The 15085-nt window shown below is 71.4% G+C and carries 14 protein-coding genes; 8 read left to right on the top strand and 6 right to left on the bottom strand.

Annotation, left to right across the window (positions count from 1 at the left end; translation table 11 throughout):
- Positions 1–18 precede the first annotated feature (18 nt).
- Positions 19–1377 carry a pyridoxal phosphate-dependent decarboxylase family protein gene (locus tag M6B22_RS07505; RefSeq protein WP_269445144.1) on the bottom strand — a complete coding sequence of 453 codons (1359 nt, stop codon included), beginning with the start codon at positions 1375–1377 and terminating at the stop codon, positions 19–21.
- Positions 1378–1470: 93 nt separating this feature from the next.
- Between M6B22_RS07505 and sigE the strand changes: the two genes are divergently transcribed.
- The 4 genes from sigE (at position 1471) to M6B22_RS07485 (ending at position 4859) form a co-directional block, all read left to right on the top strand.
- Positions 1471–2097, top strand: a complete 627-nt coding sequence (gene sigE / locus M6B22_RS07500) for an RNA polymerase sigma factor SigE (RefSeq protein ID WP_407935594.1) — start codon at positions 1471–1473, stop codon at positions 2095–2097.
- Positions 2094–2618, top strand: a complete 525-nt coding sequence (locus tag M6B22_RS07495; protein ID WP_269445142.1) for a zf-HC2 domain-containing protein — start codon at positions 2094–2096, stop codon at positions 2616–2618. Before sigE ends, M6B22_RS07495 begins: the two co-directional genes overlap by 4 nt.
- A 45-nt stretch (positions 2619–2663) precedes the next feature.
- Positions 2664–4256 (top strand): S1C family serine protease, encoded by a 1593-nt coding sequence (locus tag M6B22_RS07490; RefSeq protein ID WP_269445141.1) that lies wholly within the window; start codon positions 2664–2666, stop codon positions 4254–4256.
- Positions 4257–4406: 150 nt separating this feature from the next.
- Complete coding sequence (locus M6B22_RS07485; RefSeq protein ID WP_269445140.1) at positions 4407–4859, top strand: sec-independent translocase; 453 nt, start codon at positions 4407–4409, stop codon at positions 4857–4859.
- Positions 4860–4881: 22 nt separating this feature from the next.
- Here M6B22_RS07485 and M6B22_RS07480 read toward each other — a convergent pair whose 3' ends face one another.
- Positions 4882–6015, bottom strand: coding sequence for an Mrp/NBP35 family ATP-binding protein (locus tag M6B22_RS07480; protein WP_269445139.1), 1134 nt, complete (start codon positions 6013–6015; stop codon positions 4882–4884).
- 33 nt (positions 6016–6048) lie between these two features.
- Between M6B22_RS07480 and M6B22_RS07475 the strand changes: the two genes are divergently transcribed.
- Complete coding sequence (locus M6B22_RS07475) at positions 6049–6735, top strand: AzlC family ABC transporter permease (RefSeq protein WP_269445138.1); 687 nt, start codon at positions 6049–6051, stop codon at positions 6733–6735.
- Positions 6732–7037, top strand: a complete 306-nt coding sequence (locus M6B22_RS07470) for an AzlD domain-containing protein (RefSeq protein WP_269445137.1) — start codon at positions 6732–6734, stop codon at positions 7035–7037. Before M6B22_RS07475 ends, M6B22_RS07470 begins: the two co-directional genes overlap by 4 nt.
- A gap of 14 nt (positions 7038–7051) precedes the next feature.
- On the opposite strand, the gene M6B22_RS07465 is transcribed toward M6B22_RS07470, so the two are convergent.
- From M6B22_RS07465 to M6B22_RS07455, 3 genes are all read right to left on the bottom strand, one after another.
- A complete protein-coding gene (locus M6B22_RS07465; protein WP_269445136.1) occupies positions 7052–7555 on the bottom strand; it encodes a DUF1003 domain-containing protein in 504 nt (167 codons plus the stop codon).
- The gene (locus M6B22_RS07460; protein WP_269445135.1) at positions 7548–8843 is read right to left on the bottom strand and encodes a magnesium transporter MgtE N-terminal domain-containing protein; all 1296 of its coding nucleotides are present in this window, start codon (positions 8841–8843) and stop codon (positions 7548–7550) included. The genes M6B22_RS07465 and M6B22_RS07460 overlap by 8 nt, the downstream gene beginning before the upstream one ends.
- Positions 8844–8969: 126 nt before the next feature.
- On the bottom strand, positions 8970–10313 hold the full coding sequence (locus tag M6B22_RS07455) for a S53 family peptidase (protein WP_269445134.1): 1344 nt from the start codon (positions 10311–10313) through the stop codon (positions 8970–8972).
- 259 nt (positions 10314–10572) lie between these two features.
- Between M6B22_RS07455 and M6B22_RS07450 the strand changes: the two genes are divergently transcribed.
- Together M6B22_RS07450 and M6B22_RS07445 are read left to right on the top strand one after the other, a co-directional pair.
- Positions 10573–11775 carry an acyl-CoA dehydrogenase family protein gene (locus tag M6B22_RS07450; protein ID WP_269445133.1) on the top strand — a complete coding sequence of 401 codons (1203 nt, stop codon included), beginning with the start codon at positions 10573–10575 and terminating at the stop codon, positions 11773–11775.
- A gap of 45 nt (positions 11776–11820) precedes the next feature.
- Positions 11821–13560, top strand: coding sequence for an MFS transporter (locus M6B22_RS07445; protein ID WP_269445132.1), 1740 nt, complete (start codon positions 11821–11823; stop codon positions 13558–13560).
- Between the two features lie 5 nt (positions 13561–13565).
- Here the strand turns inward: M6B22_RS07445 and M6B22_RS07440 are convergent, their stop codons facing one another.
- Entirely contained in the window at positions 13566–14987 is a 1422-nt protein-coding gene (locus M6B22_RS07440; protein WP_269445131.1) for a hypothetical protein, read from the bottom strand.
- Positions 14988–15085 lie beyond the last annotated feature (98 nt).

Raw genomic sequence — 15085 nt, 5'->3', positions numbered from 1 at the left:
CTGCACCCTATCGCCGAATCACTTCATCGAGTCGATGATCAGGGCCAGGTCCTCGGTGCTGGTGCGCGGGTTGACGATCGCGAACCGGGTGCAGACCTGACCGGCGTGCCGGGACGGCGTCACGAACGCGATCTGGTCGGCGAGCAGCTTCGCGCTCCAGGCGGTGTAGTCGTCATCGCTCCAGCCGATCCGCTCGAAGATCAGCACGGTCAGCTCGGGCTCGACCAGCAGCCGCAGGTGCGGCGCCTCGCGGATCAGCTCGGCGCCCTCGCGCGACACGGTGAGCGTCTGCTCCAGCGCATCGCGGTAGGCGTCGGTGCCGTACACGGCGAGGGAGAACCAGAACGGCAGGCCCCGGGCACGCCGGGTCAGCTGGATCGCGAAGTCGGACGGGTTCCACTCGCCCTCGACGGTCACCGGGTCGAGGTAGCCGGCGTGCTGGGTGTGCGCGGCACGCGCCTGGACCGGATCGCGGTATAGCAGCGCGCACGAGTCGAACGGCGCGAACAGCCACTTGTGCGGGTCGACGATGAACGAGTCGGCCCGCTCCACCCCGTCGAACAGGTGCCGCACGCTCGGGGCGGCCAGCCCGGCGCCGCCGTACGCGCCGTCGACGTGCAGCCACCAGCCGTGATCCTCGGCGACGTCGGCGATCCCGGCGATGTCGTCGACGACGCCCAGGTTGGTGGTGCCGGCGGTGGCGACCACGGCGAAGATGCCGTCGCGCATGTCGGCCGGCAGCGCGTGCACCGTGTCCCGCAGCGTCGAGCCCAGCATCCGGCCGCTGTCGTCGCCCGGCACCTCGACCACGTCCACGTCCATCACCACGCGCAGCGCGTGCTTGACCGACGAGTGCGTCTCCTCGGTGACGCACACCGACCAACGCGCCGGCCGGCCGCCCCGCTTGTGCAGGGCCGACTCGCGGGCGGCGACCATCGCGGACAGGTTGCCGATCGTCCCGCCCTGCACGAACACCCCGCCGGCCGACTCGGGTAACCCGGCCAGGTCGGCGATCCAGCGCAGTGCCTGGTTCTCGGCGTAGACGGCGCCGGAGCCCTCCAGCCACGACCCGCCGTACACGTTCGACGCCGCGACCAGCATGTCGAAGTACGTCGCCGCCTTGGTCGGTGCGTTCGGGATGAACGACAGGTACCGCCGGTGGTCCACGGACAGGCAGGCCGGGCCGAGCACCTCGGCCCACAGCCGCAGTGCCTCGGGCCCGCCGATGCCCGCCGGGGTGATCGAGCCGCCGGCCAGCGCCTCCAACTCGGCCGGGGTCAGCGGCCGGTCCAGCGGGGCGTCCATCGAGATCCGCTCCAGGCAGTACGCCAGCAGTGCACGTATCGTCTCGTCATCGCCGGAGGTAAAGGCATGCACGGGCATTGAGACTAGAGGGGCGGCTGGGAACGTGAGCGGGCGCTGAGGCGTTTACCTCACAGACAGCTGTCGCTGGTTTGGTCGCAGGGGACAATGGTCCGCTACGAGTCTGAGGTGAGGCAATTGACGGCAGAGGCCGCAACCGTGCAGCCCTGGGTGCCGCCGACCTGGGACGAGGTCGTGCGCACGCACGCCGACCGCGTGTATCGGCTCGCGTTCCGGTTGTCCGGTAACCGCGCCGACGCCGAGGACCTGACCCAGGAGACCTTCGTCCGGGTGTTCCGCTCGCTCGCCGAGTACACGCCCGGGACGTTCGAGGGCTGGCTGCACCGGATCACGACGAACCTGTTCCTGGACATGGTGCGCCGCCGGCAGCGGATCCGCTTCGACGCGCTGCCCGACGACGTCGGCGACCGGCTCGCCTCGCGCGAGGCCGGGCCGGAACAGGTGTACGAGCAGATGAACCTCGACCCGGAGATCCAGGCCGCGCTGGACGCGCTGCCGCCGGACTTCCGGGTCGCCGTGGTGCTGTGCGACCTCGAGCAGCTGTCCTACGAGGAGATCGCCGCGACGCTCGGCATCAAGGTGGGCACCGTGCGCTCCCGGATCCACCGTGGCCGGGTGCTGCTGCGCGAGGCCCTGGCCCACCACGCGCCGTCCGTTCGAGGCGGCTCTCGCGCAGCGCAGCCGGGCGCATCGCGGGCCGAGGTGGCGCTGTGAAACCACAGCACCTCTCGGACGAGGCGATCGCGGCGTTCGCCGACAACGTCCTGACCGGCCACGCCCGGGAGCGGGCCCGCCGGCACACCGCCGAGTGTCCGGAGTGCGCGTACTCGGTCGCGGTACAGCGCGAGGCGGTCTGGGCGCTGCGGGCGGCGCCCGCGCCGAGCCTGCCGTCCGGCCTGCTGGACCGGCTGCGCGAGGTCCCGGCGAGCACGGCGATCAGCGTGCTGCCCACCGCGATCGGCCCGGACGGCTCGACCATGTTCGCCACCTTCGGCTCGATGGCCCCGGTCGGCGTGGCCGCCCTCGCGCCCGAGCCGGGGCCGGAGCGTTCACACCGGCGGCGGCCCATGATCAGCACCGCGGCGGCGGTTGCGGTCGCCGGCGTGCTCGTGGCCGGTTCGGCCGCCCACGCGAGCGGAGCCCAGCGGCCTGAGCCGGTCCCGCCGCCGGCGTCCAACATCCCGGCGCACGTGCAGCCGGCCGGTTACGCACCCGCGGCCGACGACGGGCACTGAGGTGCGCCGCTGCGCGGCGGGCGCTGCTGAGGCAGACTCGGTCTCGTGAGTGACGAGCCGTACGCCCGGCCACCGGACGTGTCCGGCGCGTTCGCCCCGCGTCCGGCCGAGCCGCCGTACACGCCACCGCCGCCAACCGTTTCGCCCGAGGAGCGGGCGGTGTTCGGACGGCCTCCGGCGGCCGGACCGTTCGCCCCGATGCCCGGCGAGCGGATCGCCGCGCGACACGTGCCGCCGCAGCCGGTGCCGCAGCTCCTGAGTGAGGCGTTCGGCGCGGCGCCGGGGTCAGCCGGCGGCTTCGACCCCGCCCCGGGCAGCCGGATCGCGCCCGCCGGCCGGGCGCCCGAATCGCCCTGGTGGAAGCCGGACGCCCCGCGCGACCCGTGGCGCGACCCGAGCGCGCCGTACTGGCTCGGCAGCGGCGCGATCTTCCACCAGGGAACGCCGGCCCAGCTCGACCCGGATCTCGACCACGAGGTCGACCCGGACGACACCCCGGTGCCGGTCGACGCGGACGAGGAGGAGCTGCAAACCGGCTCCGCCCCCGGGCGGCGTGGCAGGCTCGGGCTCAGCGCGCTGATGCTGGTGCTGGTCGCCGCGCTCGTGGCCGGGGCGCTGGGGGGTGGCGCCGGCTACTGGCTGGCCAACCGCGCGGACAGCGTGCTGCACCGCGACAACGTCAGCCTGGCGCAGGTGGACAAGCCGGCGAACCGGCCGCCGGGCTCGGTCGCCGAGATCGCCAAGCGGGTCGGCCCCGCGGTGGTGTCGATCGCGGTGACCACCTCGACGGCGTACGCGGTCGGGTCCGGCGTGGTGATCGACAAGCACGGCTACGTCCTGACCAACAACCACGTCGTCGCCGACGCCGCCAAGGGCACCGACGCGTCGATCGTCGTCACGTTCTCCGACGAGGCGCAGGCCAAGGCGCAGATCGTCGGGCGCGACCCGATCAGTGACCTGGCCGTGCTGCAAGTGCCCAGCGAGCAGCTCACCGTGGCGTCCCTCGGGGACTCCGACGCGCTCGCGGTGGGCGATCCGGTGATCGCGATCGGCTCGCCGCTCGGGCTCGAGGGCACGGTCACTGCGGGCATCGTCTCGGCGCTCGGCCGCGCCGTGCACGTGTTCAGCGACGACGGCTCGTCCGATGCGTACCTGAACGCGGTACAGACGGACGCCGCGATCAACCCGGGCAACTCCGGCGGCGCTCTCGTCGATGCCGCGGGCGCGGTGGTCGGCATCAACTCGGCCGGCCGGTTCAGCGTGACCGACTCCTCCGGCCAGCAGACGCCGGTGAGCGGCATCGGCTACGCGATCCCGATCAACTACGCGCGCGACATAGCCGGTCAGCTGATCAAGTCCGGCAGCGCGGTGCACGGTTCGCTCGACGCACAGGGCCGGTCGGTCACCGACGGGAACCGCGAGGGCGCGTACCTGGAGCAGGTCGCGCCCGGGGGTGCCGCAGCCAAGGCCGGGCTGGCCAACGGGGACGTGATCGTGGTCGCCGACGGGCACGCGATCGTCAGCTACGACCAGCTCGTGGTGATCGTGCAGCAGCACAAGCCCGGCGACAAGGTGGCGGTGACCTACTTCCACAAGGGCGCGAAGAAGACCACCACGATCACGCTCGGTTCGGCCTGAGTAGGCCGCCGATTCGGCCGTAGTACGGATGATGGATGCACCACCATCCAGCAGCACTCTTCGCGCGCCGACGGCACCCCGCCCGCCGTTGCCCGTGCACTGGGGATGCGTTCTCGTGCGCGGCCGGCCACTGCGCCTAGACTCGGCGGCATGTTCAACGTCGGGCCGCTCGAGCTGGTGGTACTCGGCGTCGTCGGCCTGATCATCCTGGGTCCGGATCGGCTGCCCGGCCTGGCGCGCGATGCCGCCCGGATGCTGCGGACGCTGCGCGATCTCGCCCAGGGCGCCCGCACCCAGCTGCGCGACGAGCTGGGCCCGGAGTTCGCCGAGCTGGACCTGCGCAACCTGAACCCGCGCACCGCAATCCAGCGCGCGGTGCTGGGCGATGACGTCGACTTGCGCAGCCTGAACCCGCGTAGCTACCTGCAGGACACCATCCTGGGCCCGGACGAAGCCGGCCGGCCCGGCACGTCCTACGACCCGGTCGAGGGCGGGTCCTACGACGATGGTTCGCAGATCTCGCTGACCAAGCCGGCCGGCGTGGCGCGGCAGCAACCGCTCGGCCGCGGTGAGGCCGCCCCGTTCGACCCCGACGCCACCTGAGGCCTCGGGCCGCGGTCCGGCCTCAGGCGCGGGCCGGTGCCAGGCCCAGCGAACGGCCGACCAGGCTCGTCTGGCGCTGCGCGAGCTTGTCCGCGATCGCGTCCAGCGCCTGCGCGGCGGCGGACGCCGGGTCACTGATCACCACCGGTGCGCCACCGTCGCCGCCCTCGCGCACCTGCTGGTCGATCGGGATCTGCCCGAGCAGCGGGACGTTCGTGCCGGTCGACTGCGACAGCGAGTCGGCGACGGCCTGACCGCCGCCGGAGCCGAACAGCTCCATCCGGCTGCCGTCGGGCAGGTCCAGCCAGCTCATGTTCTCGACCACGCCGACGATCTGCTGGTGCGTCTGCAGCGCGATCGACCCGGCCCGCTCGGCGACCTCGCGGGCGGCCAGCTGCGGTGTGGTCACCACGAGCAGTTCGGCGGACGGGACGAGCTGGGCGACCGAGATCGCGATGTCGCCGGTGCCTGGGGGCAGGTCCATGAGCAGCACGTCCAGGTCACCCCAGAACACGTCGGCCAGGAACTGCTGCAGCGCGCGGTGCAGCATCGGGCCGCGCCAGACGACCGCGGTGTTTCCCGGCGTGAACATGCCGATCGAGATGACCTTCACGTCGTGCGCTACCGGGGGCATGATCATCTGCTCGACCTGGGTCGGCTTGCCGGTGACGCCGAGCATGCGCGGTACCGAGAAGCCGTAGATGTCCGCGTCCAGCACGCCGACCGCCAGGCCCTTCGCGGCGAGCGAGGCGGCCAGGTTCACCGTGACGGAGGACTTGCCCACCCCGCCCTTGCCGGACGCGACGGCGTACACGCGGGTGCGCGAGCCGGGCTGGGCGAACGGGATCTCGTTCGCCGGCGCGCCGCCGCGGAGTTGCTGGCGCAGCTCGGTCCGCTGCGTGTCGGTCATGACGCCGAGTTGGACGTCGACCGAGCGCACGCCCTCGAGCGGCGTGAGCGCGGCCGTGACGTCGTGGGTGATCTTGTCCTTCATCGGACAGCCGGGGACGGTCAGCAGCACGGTCACGGTCACCGCGCCGTCGTCGCCGATCTCCAGCGCCTGGATCATGTTCAGGTGGGTGATCGGCTTGCGGATCTCCGGATCGTTCACCGTGGCGAGGGCGGCGCGGACAGCGGCTTCATCGGGTCGTGACACGCCCTCGATCGTACGTGCCTACGATCAGGGCTGATGACCTCAGCTGCCCAGCACGCCCCGCGACGGGCAGTGATCCGCGACTCCCTCGGCGTGGGGATCGCGGTCGGTGCATACGGCGCGGCGTTCGGGTTGGCGTCGGTGGCAGCCGGGCTGTCGGTGCTGCAGACCTGCCTGCTCTCGCTGTTCGCGTTCACCGGCGGTACCCAGTTCGCGGTGGTTGGCGTGGTCGCCGGTGGCGGGACGTTGGCCGCCGCGCTGAGCAGCGGGTTGCTGCTCGGCGCGCGCAACACGCTCTACGCGATGCGGCTGGCGCCGTTGCTGCAGGTACGCGGCGTCCGGCGCATGGCCGCCGCGCTCGGGACGATCGACGAGTCGACGGCGATGGCGGTCAGCCAGACGAGCGTGGCGAACTCGCGCACCGCGTTCTGGTGGACGTTCGGCGGTGTCTTCACCTTCTGGAACCTGTCGACGCTGATCGGCGCGGCCGGGGCCACGGTGCTCGGCGATCCCACCAGGTTCGGGCTGGACGCGGTGATCCCCGCCGCGTTCCTCGCCCTGCTCGCGCCGCGGCTGCGCGGCGGCGCGCTGGAGCGAGGCGTGGCGCTCGGCGCCGCGGTGATCGCGCTCGCGCTGATCCCGCTCACCCCGCCCGGCGTCCCGGTGCTCGCCTCGTGCGGGGCGCTGCTGCTCGCCGCCCGGCTGCGCGAGACGCCGGCATGAACCTCTGGTGGCTGGTCATCGGCACCGTCGTCGGCTGCTACCTGCTCAAGCTGGCGGGCTACTTCGTGCCGGCCCAGGTGCTGCACCATCCGCGGATCAGGCGCCTCGTCGAACTGGTCCCGGTCGCATTGCTCGCGGCTCTGGTCGTGGTCGAGGGCGCAGCGAACGGCCGGCACTACGACCTCGACGGTGCGCGGCTGGCCGGCTTCGCGGCCGCGGCGGTCGCCGTGTGGCGGCGAGCGCCGTTCCTGGTGGTCGTGATCCTCGCCGCCGTCACCGCGGCCGGCCTGCGGGCGGTCTGAGCGCGAACGGTCGGTCAGGACGCGTCGGGTGCCGCCTCGCGCTCGCGGGCCGCCTCGGCGCGCGCCGCCTCGGCCCGTCCCAGCTCCGAGCGCAGGAAGTCACGCGTCGCCACCTCGCCGAGCGCCATTCGCACCGCGGCGATCTCGCGTGCGAGGTAGTCCAGGTCGGCCTTGGACTGGCGCGCCTCCTCGCGGTCGGCGTCCAGGTTCACCCGGTCGCGGTCGTCCTGCCGGTTCTGCGCGAGCAGGATCAGCGGCGCGGCATAGGCGGCCTGCAGCGACAGGATGAGGGTCAAGAACGTGAACGTGTACGGGTCGAAGCGCCAGTTCTTCGGCGCGGCGACGTTGTAGCCGAGCCACACGATGATGGCGACGGTCTGGTAGACGAGGTAGCGCCCGGTGCCCAGGAAGCGCGCGATGCGCTCGGTGAAGCGGCCGAACGCCTCGGCGTCGTACTGCAGCCGGAGCCCGCGGCGCTCTTCCCGGGGTTGGTCCAGCCGGGTCCGCGTGTCAGCCATTGCGGCTCACCGCATCGGTCGTGGCGTCGCCTACCGGATCGCGGGACGCGTCGGCGTCACGCCAATCGACGGGCAACAGGTGGTCGAGCACGTCGTCGACCGAGACCGCGCCGAGCAGCCGGTCGTGCTCGTCGACCACGGGCACGGCGACCAGGTTGTAGGTGGCCAGGTGCCGGGTCACCTCTTCGATCGGCGCATCGGGACGCAGCGTGCCGGTGTCCTTCTCGCAGATCCCGCTGACCAGCGCTGACGGTGGTTCGCGCAGCAGTCGCTGCAGGTGTGCCGTGCCGAGGAACCGGCCGGTCGGGGTGGCCTGCGGCGGGCGCACCACGAACACCTGCGCGGCCAGCGCGGGCGACAGCTCCGGGTTGCGCACCAGGGCGAGCGCCTCGGCCACCGTCGCGTCGGGGAGCATGACCACCGGCTCCGAGGTCATCAGCCCGCCTGCGGTGTAGTCGCCGTACGTCATCAACCGGCGGACCGGTTCGGCCTCCTCCGGCTCCATCAGCTCGAGCAGCCGCTGCTGGTCGGCCGCGGGCATCTCGCCGAGCAGGTCGGCCGCGTCGTCGTCGTCCATCGCCTCCAGCACGTCGGCGGCGCGCTCGTCGGCGAGCGAGGACAGCAGGCTCACCTGATCGTCCTCCGGCAGTTCCTGCAGCACGTCGGCGAGCCGCTCGTCGTCGAGGGCGGACGCCACCTCGAGGCGGCGCTTGTCGGGCATGTCCTGTAGCGCGTTCGCGACGTCGGCGGCGCGCAGGTCCGAGAGCATGGACAGCAGCGTGTCGGTGCCCTGGTCGGCCTCGCGGATCGCCAGCCCCTCGACCTCGTTCCACGCGACCTGGAACAGCTGTCCGCGGCGGCGGCCGATCCGGCTGCTGCCCGCGGTGCGCACCGCCAGCTTGCTGATCACCCAGTCCCGGGCGCGGTTCTGCTCCATGCCCGCATCGACGATGCTCACCTGCTGGCGGTCGTCGATGATCGTGACCGAGCGGTCCAGCAGTTCGGACAGCACCAGTACCTCGTGGGTGCGCCGTTCGAACCGCTTCATGTTGACGGTGCCGCTGGACAGCACGACGGCGTCGACCTCGATACGCATCACCCGGCCCATCGGCACGAAGATCCGGTGCCGGTGCTGCAGTTCGACGACCAGCCCGAGCACGCGCGGTGGCTGCCGGTCGATGCGCATGGTCGTGACGGCGTCGCGCACCCGACCCAGCTGGTCGCCGTTGGGGTCGAAGACGCCGATCCCGGACAGCCGGGCGATGAAGACGCGCGTCGTCGGACTCACGTCAGCAGGCTAGACCGTCGCCGGGCCCGGGCGGCGGACGCAGGTGCGCGCGGTCCGGCACCGGCGTCGCGCCCGGAACGGGCTTCGGCCCCGGCCGGAGCCGGGGCCGAAGGTGGTGTTCGCGGACTACCTGCTGATCGCCAGGATCGGGACCAACCGGTCGGCCTTGGGGGTACCCAGACCGGTGGCCGCGTCCCAGCCGCGCGTCGCCGCGAAGCCGGGGACGGTCACGTCGCCGTGGTAGGTGTTGTCACCGGTGGTGACGTCGTGGAACACCGCGTTGTACGTGTGCCGCGACAGCGACAGCGCGTACAGCGTGTCGTTGATCATCCCGACCCGGCCGTGCCGCGCCTGGTCGGCGAGCGCCACCAGCCCGGCCCACTGCGGCGACCCGGCGCTCGTGCCGCCGAAGCGGAACACCAGGTCGGCACCCTGGCCGGACGAGCTCCAGACGGCCAGGACGCCGCCGATGATCGCGGCGTTGTAGGAGACGTCCGGGACGGCGCGCATGTGGCTACGCTGGCTGAACACCTGGTACGCCGGCTCGCGGTAGAGCACGGAGTACCCGCCGCCGCCGGCGGCCTGGAAGGCAGGCTCGTTCCAGGTCGTCTCGCTGTGGTACGCGCCGGTCGTGCCGTCGGCGTCCAGGATCGTGCCACCGACCGCGGTGACGTTCGGGTCGGTCGCCGGGGTGCTGGCGGCCTTGAAGAACGAGGTGCCGTCGCACGTCGGCTGTGCCGAGCCCTGGTCGCCGGCCGATGCCAGCAGCGTGATCCCCTTGCGGGTGGCCTGCTGGAACAGCCGGTGTTGCGCCTTCAGCAGCGCGGGATCCATGCACTGCTCGGCCTCGCCGAAGCTCTGCGAGATGACGTCGCCCAGCGAGTGGTCGACCGCGAACCTGGTGGCGGCCAGGATGTCGGCGTCGTCGTTGGACTTGGCCAGCACCAGGTCGAGCCTCGCCTTGGGGGCGATCGCGTGCGCCCACTCCACGTCCAGCGTGATCTCGCCGGCCCAGCCGGTCTGGTTCGCGTCGTTCTGGTCGAACGGGGTGAGCCCCTGCGGCGCGATGATGTTCACCGTCGCGTCCGGCAGGCCCCACAGCGCGTCGAAGGTGTCCAGGTCGTGCTGGATCGTCGGGCTCTGGAAGGCGTCGACGATGACGATGGTGCGGCCGCGGCCGTCCAGGCCGAAGTTGGCGAGTTTGTCCACGCCGTACGCGGCGCGGATCTGGTCCGGCCCGTAGCAGCCGGCGGGCGTGGTGACCTGGCAGCCGAACAGCACGGTGCCGTCCCGGCCGGTGGCCTGGCCGACCACCTTCGCGTCCGGGTGTACGCCGATGGCGGGCGTCATGCCGCCGGCGGCCACCGCGGGGGCGGCCAGCGGCACGATCGCGCCCGCGACGAGCGCGGTGAGTCCGGTGAGTGTGCCGGCGAATCTGGTGGTCCGTCCGGCGCGGCGTCGAGTGAGCATGTGCTGCGTCCCTTTCGAGTGCCGTCCTGGCCGGCCGCGGATGGGGTCGGCTCGTCTGGAACCTACTCAGCCGATCATCAGCTTGGAATGGTTCGCGGCAAATCAGCAGGAAGATGGGAATTGACTGTGCGGCGGTGCTGCTGAGAGTCATCTCACGCGGCTTGCCGGGACGCGGCCGCAAGGCGCGGGGGATACTTCCGCCGACCCCTGCCGAGACCTTTCGCGCGCTCCGGCGCGACCTCACCTGGAGGACACCGCGATGGCGCGCCTTGCCCAGACCGCCGGCCTGACGGATGTGCAGACCGAGATCCTGTCCGCGGTGCGGACGTTCGTGGACAAGGAGATCATCCCGAACGCGCAGGAGCTCGAGCACGCCGACGAGTTCCCGGAGGCGATCGTCGAGCAGATGAAGCAGATGGGCCTGTTCGGGCTGACCATCGCTGAGGAGTTCGGCGGCCTGGGGGAGTCGCTGTTGACCTATGCGTTGGTGGTGGAGCAGATCGCGCGGGGCTGGATGTCCATCTCCGGAGTGATCAACACCCACTTCATCGTCGCGTACATGATCAACCAGCACGGCACGGACGAGCAGAAGCAGCGGCTGCTGCCGAAGATGGCCAGCGGCGAGATCCGCGGCGCGTTCTCGATGAGCGAGCCGGAGTGCGGTTCGGACGTCTCGGCGATCAAGTCCAAGGCGACTCAGGAGGGTGCGGAGTTCGTCCTCAACGGGCAGAAGATGTGGCTGACCAACGGCTCGCGCGCCGGCGTCGTCGCCACCCTGGTGAAGGACGAGCTCGGCGGCGACTCGGTCTACAAGAACATGACCACCTTCCTCATCGAGAAGGAGCCCGGCTTCGGCGAGACCCGGCCGGGCCTCACCATCCCCGGCAAGATCGAGAAGATGGGCTACAAGGGCGTCGAGACCACCGAGATGGTGCTCGACGGCGTGCGGGTGCCGGCCGGTTCGATCCTGGGCGGCGAGGCGGGTCGCGGACGTGGCTTCTACCAGATGATGGACGGCGTCGAGGTGGGCCGGGTCAACGTGGCCGCCCGCGCGTGCGGGATCTCGATCCGCGCCTTCGAGCTGGCCGTGCAGTACGCCCAGCAGCGCAGGACGTTCGGCAAGCAGATCGCCGACCACCAGGCGATCGCGTTCAAGCTCGCCGAGATGGCGACCAAGGTCGAGGCCGCGCACCTGATGATGGTGAACGCCGCCCGGCTCAAGGACGCCGGCGAGCGCAACGACGTCGAGGCCGGCATGGCCAAGCTGCTCGCATCCGAGTACTGCGCCGAGGTGACCCAGGAGGCGTTCCGCATCCACGGCGGCTACGGCTACTCCAAGGAGTACGAGATCGAGCGCCTGATGCGCGAGGCGCCGTTCCTGCTCATCGGCGAGGGCACCTCGGAGATCCAGAAGACGATCATCAGCCGCGGCCTGCTTCGCGAGTACAAGGCTTCACAGTAGAGATCGCTTGACCTTTAGTTCGCCTAACTACCTACAATGGCGTTGATGGCACAGCGCACCTCGGGCCGCCTGGCGTCCCTGCAACGAGACAAGGACCACCCGCACTACAAGTGGGTGGCGCTGTCGAACACCACGCTCGGCGTGTTCATGGCGACGATCAACGCCTCGATCGTGATCATCGCGCTGCCCGCGATCTTCCGGGGCATCGACCTGGATCCGCTGCAGCCGGGCAACATCAGCTACCTGCTGTGGATCCTGATGGGATTCCTCGTCGTGACGGCGGTGCTGGTCGTCTCGCTCGGGCGCCTCGGCGACATCTACGGCCGGGTCCGGATCTACAACGCCGGCTTCGCCGTCTTCACGCTCGGCTCGATCGCGCTCGCGGTGGACCCGATGCACGGGGGCGGCGGTGCGATGTGGCTGATCGTGTGGCGCGTCGTGCAGGGCATCGGCGGCGCCATGCTGTTCGCCAACTCGACAGCGATCCTCACCGACGCGTTCCCGGCTGACCGGCGCGGCATGGCGATGGGCATCAACCAGGTCGCCGCGCTCGCCGGCTCGTTCATCGGGCTGATCGCCGGCGGCCTGCTCGCCGAGGTCGACTGGCGCCTGGTGTTCTTCGTGTCCGTGCCGTTCGGGATCATCGGCACGTTCTGGTCCTACCGCAGCCTGCACGAACTGGGCGAGCGGCGCGCGTCCAAGGTCGACTGGTGGGGCAACCTGCTGTTCGGCGTCGGCCTCACCGCGGTGCTGGTCGCGATCACCTACGGCATCCAGCCGTACCGGCAGCAGACGATGGGCTGGACGAACCCGTGGGTGCTGCTCGGCCTGATCGGCGGCGGGCTGCTGCTCGTGGTGTTCTGCTTCGTCGAGACCAAGGTCGAAGCGCCGATGTTCGCGATGCCGCTGTTCCGGATCCGCGCGTTCTGGGCGGGCAACCTGGCCGGCCTGCTGGCGTCCGTCGCGCGCGGCGGCATGCAGTTCATGCTGATCATCTGGTTGCAGGGCATCTGGTTGCCACTGCACGGCTACAAGTTCGAGGACACCCCGCTGTGGGCGGGCATCTACCTGGTTCCGCTGACGATCGCGTTCCTGGTGGCCGGGCCGCTGTCCGGCGCGCTGTCGGACCGGTTCGGGGCGCGCGCGTTCGCCACCGGCGGGCTGCTGCTCGTCGCGCTCAGCTTCCTCGGCTTCGTGCTGCTGCCCACCGACTTCCGGTACTGGCAGTTCGCCGGCCTGCTCGTGCTGAACGGGATCGGCTCCGGGCTGTTCTCGGCGCCGAACACGACCGCGATCATGAACAGCGTCCCGGCGCACCAGCGCGGCGCGGCGTCCGGCATGCGCGCTACCTTCCAGAACTCCGGCTTCTCGCTGTCGATCGGCGTGTTCTTCTCGCTGATGATCGCCGGGCTGGCCGCGACGCTGCCGGCCACCCTCAAGAGCGGGCTGCTCGCGCACCACGTGCCGCAGGCGGCCGCCACCACGGTCGCGAACGCGCCGCCGGTAGGCAGCCTGTTCGCCGCGTTCCTCGGTTACAACCCGATCCAGACGCTGGTGGGCAAGCAGACGTTGTCGACACTGCCGGCTTCGGACCAGGCCACGCTCGCCGGCCGCGAGTTCTTCCCGCACCTGATCTCGCAACCGTTCCACCACGGGTTGGTGATCGCGTTCGGCATGGCGATCGTGATGTCGGTGATCGGCGCGGTGGCCTCGCTGTTCCGGGGCACCCGGTACATCCATGTCGACGACGCCGTCGGGGCGACCACGACCGCCGAGGCGGCCTGAGCGCGTCAGGTCGGTGTGACGGTGACGCGCAGCCGCAGGTCGTTCTCGGCGAACTCGCCTGCTGCGTAGTAGTTCCGCTCCCCGGCCTCGTGGTCGCCGGGAAAGTCCTTGCGCAATGCCTTCAGCCCCGCCGCGCGGTCGGCGCCGCTCATCGCCGCGATCGACTGCAGCCGATCGACGAGTGGCGCGAGCGACGGGTTCTGCGACAGCCGGCGCACCGCGCGTTCGCGGCGGGTCGCGTCGAAGCCGAGGAACTCGCCGGCCAGGTGCGCCGCCGAACCGTTGTGCAGGAACAGCTTGCCGGTCAGGTCCGGCTGCACCCGGGCGCCGGCCGGGTCGTGGACGAGCACGCCGTCGTCGCGGACCTCCAGCAGGTAGATGTAGTGGTTCACCGTCCCGGCGATCACCCGGTTGCCGGCGGCGAGCAGCGCGGCCGCCTTCGCCCTGACCTTGGCGTCGGTCAGGTGGATCGCGCCGGTCGCCTCGGACGCGGTGGCCAGCCCGGTCGCGTTGGCGATGCGCGCGATCGTCGCCGCCTTCGTCACCGACCCGTACCCGCTGGACGTGCCGATCGCGGCGGCGGTGACCAGGTCAAGGGTCTCGATGCGGGCGACGAGCTTCGGGTCGTCCAGCGCGGTGGCCAGCGGCGTCCACCTCCCGCCCACCTGCACCTGGGCACCTTCATGCATGCCCGCGGTGTGCAGCAGCCCGATCAACCTGCTGCGCAACTCGCTCTCGCCCGCGATGCTGACCAGGCTCATCGTCAGCGAGGTCATGTTGCAGACGTTCGCGGCGGACGAGCCGTACATCCACACGCGCACCGTCCCGCCACTGGTGTCCTGGTAGTGGCCGGCGTCCTGGGTGAAGTAGCGGTCGCCGGTACCGGCCGTCGTCGCTGGCCCGCTCTGCGCAGCCACGTGGTCCGTCGGCGTCAGGCCGGTCGGTGCGGCTGCTGTGTGCGCGTCGGCGGCGGGTGTTCCCGGCTTCGGGTGCAGCAACGGGCGGACGACCGAATCGCGGATGGTGAGCCACTGTCGTGCCTCGGGTGTGCCGGGTTCGATGCGGACGCCGCGCAGGTCCGGGTGGGCGAACCAGAACAGCGCGTCGGTCAGCTCGTTCGTCACCGCCCCCGCGCCGCCGACCAGCCCGGTCACCAGCAGCCGGGCGGCCTCGGCGGTCAGGGTGGCGAGATCCACCAGGTCGGACGCGGCACCGCCGAGCAGGCGCTGTACGGCGCGGTTGCCGGAGCTCGCCTGTGCCGACTCCAGCGCCCGGGCGCGCGAGCCGGCATCGGCCGCGGCGAGCGAGCGCAGCAGCGCCGGTGTCGGTGCCGGCGTCGGCGTCGGCGTGGTCGGCTCGGGACCGGTCGGCGGGTGCACCGCGCGTGCCGGCCGCGGACGGGCCGCCGAATCGTGCTGGACCGTCATGCTGACCCCCGGGAGCGGTGCTGCAGCAAGGGTAGGGCGCGGCGCGCGGCCCCGGATTCCCTTTCGAACCGGACGAATCGCCGTCTTCCGCGCCCGAT

The sequence above is a fragment of the Jatrophihabitans cynanchi genome (assembly GCF_027247405.1).
In the GTDB taxonomy this organism is placed as follows: Bacteria; Actinomycetota; Actinomycetes; order Mycobacteriales; family Jatrophihabitantaceae; genus Jatrophihabitans_B; species Jatrophihabitans_B cynanchi.
The sequence above is the reverse complement of the archived record's forward strand: the minus strand, read 5'-3'. Positions and strand labels throughout refer to the sequence as shown.

What these genes read in the sequence shown, in the direction of transcription:
- M6B22_RS07455 (WP_269445134.1), bottom strand. Translation starts at nt 10,313, where the DNA reads ATGCTCACTCGACGCCGCGCCGGACGGACCACCAGATTCGCCGGCACA.
- M6B22_RS07440 (WP_269445131.1), bottom strand. Translation starts at nt 14,987, where the DNA reads ATGACGGTCCAGCACGATTCGGCGGCCCGTCCGCGGCCGGCACGCGCG.
- M6B22_RS07465 (WP_269445136.1), bottom strand. Translation starts at nt 7,555, where the DNA reads ATGGCTGACACGCGGACCCGGCTGGACCAACCCCGGGAAGAGCGCCGC.
- M6B22_RS07445 (WP_269445132.1), top strand. Translation starts at nt 11,821, where the DNA reads ATGGCACAGCGCACCTCGGGCCGCCTGGCGTCCCTGCAACGAGACAAG.
- M6B22_RS07485 (WP_269445140.1), top strand. Translation starts at nt 4,407, where the DNA reads ATGTTCAACGTCGGGCCGCTCGAGCTGGTGGTACTCGGCGTCGTCGGC.
- M6B22_RS07450 (WP_269445133.1), top strand. Translation starts at nt 10,573, where the DNA reads ATGGCGCGCCTTGCCCAGACCGCCGGCCTGACGGATGTGCAGACCGAG.
- M6B22_RS07470 (WP_269445137.1), top strand. Translation starts at nt 6,732, where the DNA reads ATGAACCTCTGGTGGCTGGTCATCGGCACCGTCGTCGGCTGCTACCTG.
- sigE (WP_407935594.1), top strand. Translation starts at nt 1,471, where the DNA reads ATGGTCCGCTACGAGTCTGAGGTGAGGCAATTGACGGCAGAGGCCGCA.
- M6B22_RS07475 (WP_269445138.1), top strand. Translation starts at nt 6,049, where the DNA reads ATGACCTCAGCTGCCCAGCACGCCCCGCGACGGGCAGTGATCCGCGAC.